Genomic DNA, 3,177 nt, shown 5'->3' on the forward strand with positions numbered 1-3,177 from the left:
GGTCGATCCCGCTTAGCACCTCGATCGAGCCGTAGGATTTGCGGACCCCTTCGGCCTGAACCACGAATTCTTGCCCGGTCATCATGCTTGCCCTGCGCTTGCTGCGAGCTGCCTCGGAGACAACCGCGCGGGCCGTTTGGTCGAAGCGCGGCTCAACCTGCGCTCGATCCAACCTTGTATAACCGTGGCAACGCTCGTCATCACCAAGTACCAGATAGCCGCAACGAACAGCAGCTCGATGACCAGAAAGTTCTTTGCATATATATTTTGAACCCGTGTCAGCAAATCCTGGGCTGCCACGAAAGAAACCAGCGACGTCGTCTTCAGCATCGAGATCGTTTGATTTCCGATCGGTGGAATGATGACACGCATTGCCTGAGGCAGGATGATCTTGCGAAAGGTCTGCCCAGGCGTATATCCTAAGGCCATTGCAGCTTCCGACTGCCCTTTGTCGACCGCCAGAAGCCCGCCTCGCACGATCTCGGCCATATAGGCTGCTTCATTCAGGCTGAGCGCGAGCAGGGCTGCCGTAAACGGCGACACAAGCGCGTTGGTATTGATCGAATAGCCCGCGACGCCGACCGACGGAATGAACAGCTGGATATTGAACCAGAAGATCAGCTGAACGAGCAGCGGCGTGCCGCGGAAAAACCAGATGTAAATGCCCGCCGCGGTCGAGAGCATGGCGTTCCGCGACTCCTTCATCGCGGCCAAGACGATGCCGCCGGCGACCCCGATCGCCACGGCGAGGAACGTCATCAAAAGCGTCAGGCGAATGCCGGAGAGGATCGAAGCGTTGAACAGATATTCCGGAATGACCGACCAATTCACGTTGTCTGTGCGCGCCACCTGCACGAGCAGCCAGCCGACAACGGTGCAAAGCAGCAGCACGGCAAAGCGCTGACCCCAATAGGTTGCCGGAACGATCCTTGCAGGCTGCGTCGACGACATTAAACCTCCAAGACATCCGACCGGTCTGACCACTTGCTGAGAACCAAGCATCCGAGCAATGCTGTGTCAATCGCGGGCTTCTCAGGGAGTGCGCTCTTCGTTTGCCGTCGGAGCCGAAATGCAATCGTCACACCTTCCCGAGCGCCACATGGTGCCTCACGAGACGGTTAGAAAACTGCAGGAGATGATCGAGCGGGGGCAGGTGGAACCCGGTCAAAAGCTGCCGTCACAGCGCATCTTGTCGGAGCAGCTTGGAATCAGCCGATCGTCCCTGCGCGAGGCGATCTCGATTCTCGAGACGATCGGCCTTTTGCGAGTCGAGGTCGGGAAAGGTGTATTCGTGGTGGCCCCGGAAGCCAGGGTGCCGCACTGGCGTCACCTCGGGCTTGCTGCGCCAAAGGAAGTCTACGAATTTCGCTATAGTCTGGAAGGGTATGCTGCGGGCTTGGCGGCCACACGCATGACGTCAGCCATCATGGAGGAGCTCAAGGCGTGCCTTGCCGCGATGGTCGAGGCGGCGACGCGGCAAGACCTCGTCTCTCTGGCATCAAACGACCGGAAATTTCATGTCATTATCGTCGAGGCCTCCGGAAATACGGTGCTTATCGGGAGCTTCATGAGCGCGCATAGGGTCATCCTCGAGGCCCAGCGCATTCCCATGAGTCGCATGGAAACGTTGGAATTTACGGCCGCCGAGCACCGGCTCATCGTTGAGGCGCTGGAAACCGGCTGCTTCGTCAAGAGTGCGCAGGCCATGATGGATCATATCGCCGCGACGGCCGAGCGCGGAGGCGTCAAGCTTACCCAGTTTCAAATCGGGGGCGTGAATGGCGGCAGTGGAACTGGTCCTGGAAGGTGACCTGGTCGTTGTCCGCCCTTCGAATGTGAGCTGGACCAGCGTTGATCCATTCGGCCTCATTGGCGAATGTCCAACGCTATGCCTGATCGTGCATAAGGCATCTTCTTGAAGAGCGGGGCCCTCATAAGGGCGATGCCTTGGTCCTGGGTCGGTCGCGGACGTTGACCGCTCGCCGAACAGCGGACGTCCTTGCGACGCTTTCGTCGGGGTGCGATCCAGGATGATCCGAGCGCCTGGATCGACCGATGCCGCTCCTGCCGGAAGGGTCTTCCACAGGCAGGTCAAACCGAGAGTCGGTCGCTCGAAGCGATGACACGCTCCTTGTAATGTTCAAGCACCGGCGCCACCCCTTGCAAAGAGACGGCGCTGTCGAGTCCGGCAGCCGCGCCTTTCGCAGCCTCCCCGGCGCGACCGGCCATCATCGCCTCGAACGCCGCAATCGCATCCCAGCCTTTACCCGAAGTCAGCGCCTCCGCCAGATCGACTGCGTCGGCGAGCGCGAGATTCACGCCTTCGCCACTGAACGGCGACATCAGATGCGCCGCGTCGCCGATCACTGTGATCCCCCGTACCGGAGCCCAGCTCAGCCCGATCGGGAGCGCATATAGAGGCCGTACCGCGAGAAGATCGCCGTCGATGATCAGCTTGGTCAAGGCGGGGGCGAATTCCGCGAAGGCATCCAGCACGTGAGCCCGGACCTCATCGCCAGGGAGTTGCGCCCAGCGACGTGCTTCGTCTTCCTTCATCCGTAGCCCGGCGTAACCGCGGATATGACCGTCCCCGTTTCGCTGCGCGATCAGCACGCGATTGGCACCCACCGCGAACATCTTGCCGCTCCCGACGAGCCGGTCGACATGCGGGTGGCGGGCGACGTTGAACCCGAGCTCGACGAGTGTCACGCCTTCGTAAGCGGGTCGTGCATCGGTGAGCAACGGGCGAACCCGCGACCACGCCCCATCGGCACCGACCACGGCAGCGAAGCGGTGGGAGACGCCGTCGAGAACGACTTGCACGCCGCCATCGACAGACTCGACCGTTGCCACTTTCGCGTTCCACTGGATCGTGCCGGGTTCGAGCGAGTCGACGAGGATGCGACGCAATGCCGTGCGGTCGATCTCGGGTCGGTCGTCTCCCGAGCCATCGCGGTCGAACAGCAGCGTGCCATGCTGGTCATACAACCTGTCGCCTTGGTCTTCCGGGCGAGCCTCCGCTKCGAATGCGTGTTCGAGATCAGCCTGCCGCATCGCGCGCTGGCCGGTTTCCGCATGCATGTCGAGCGAGCCGCCCTGTGGCCGCGCGTCGATGTTGGCGTCGCGTTCGAAAATGACCACCTTGCGCCCGCGCCGTTGCAGCAGTCTGGCGAGCAT

General features: G+C 61.5%; 3 protein-coding genes. 1 reads left to right on the forward strand and 2 read right to left on the reverse strand.

Features of this window, described 5'->3' with window-relative positions; translation table 11 throughout:
• Positions 1-81: 81 nt before the first annotated feature.
• The gene (locus AC1DVA_RS27190; RefSeq protein ID WP_265051828.1) at positions 82-951 is read right to left on the reverse strand and encodes an amino acid ABC transporter permease; all 870 of its coding nucleotides are present in this window, start codon (positions 949-951) and stop codon (positions 82-84) included.
• A gap of 148 nt (positions 952-1,099) precedes the next feature.
• On the opposite strand from AC1DVA_RS27190, the gene AC1DVA_RS27195 reads away from it, so the two are divergent.
• Positions 1,100-1,810, forward strand: coding sequence for a FadR/GntR family transcriptional regulator (locus tag AC1DVA_RS27195; RefSeq protein WP_265051827.1), 711 nt, complete (start codon positions 1,100-1,102; stop codon positions 1,808-1,810).
• A 281-nt stretch (positions 1,811-2,091) separates the two neighbouring features.
• Here the strand turns inward: AC1DVA_RS27195 and AC1DVA_RS27200 are convergent.
• Positions 2,092-3,177 (reverse strand): FAD-dependent oxidoreductase (locus AC1DVA_RS27200; protein WP_476807958.1); only part of this gene is annotated, 1,086 nt, incomplete at its 5' end.

It is taken from the genome of Allobosea sp. P4_C6, from assembly GCF_056402015.1.

Bases quoted from the DNA above. Each gene is read 5' to 3' on its own strand.
- AC1DVA_RS27190 (WP_265051828.1), bottom strand. From the start codon at position 951: ATGTCGTCGACGCAGCCTGCAAGGATCGTTCCGGCAACCTATTGGGGT.
- AC1DVA_RS27195 (WP_265051827.1), top strand. From the start codon at position 1,100: ATGGTGCCTCACGAGACGGTTAGAAAACTGCAGGAGATGATCGAGCGG.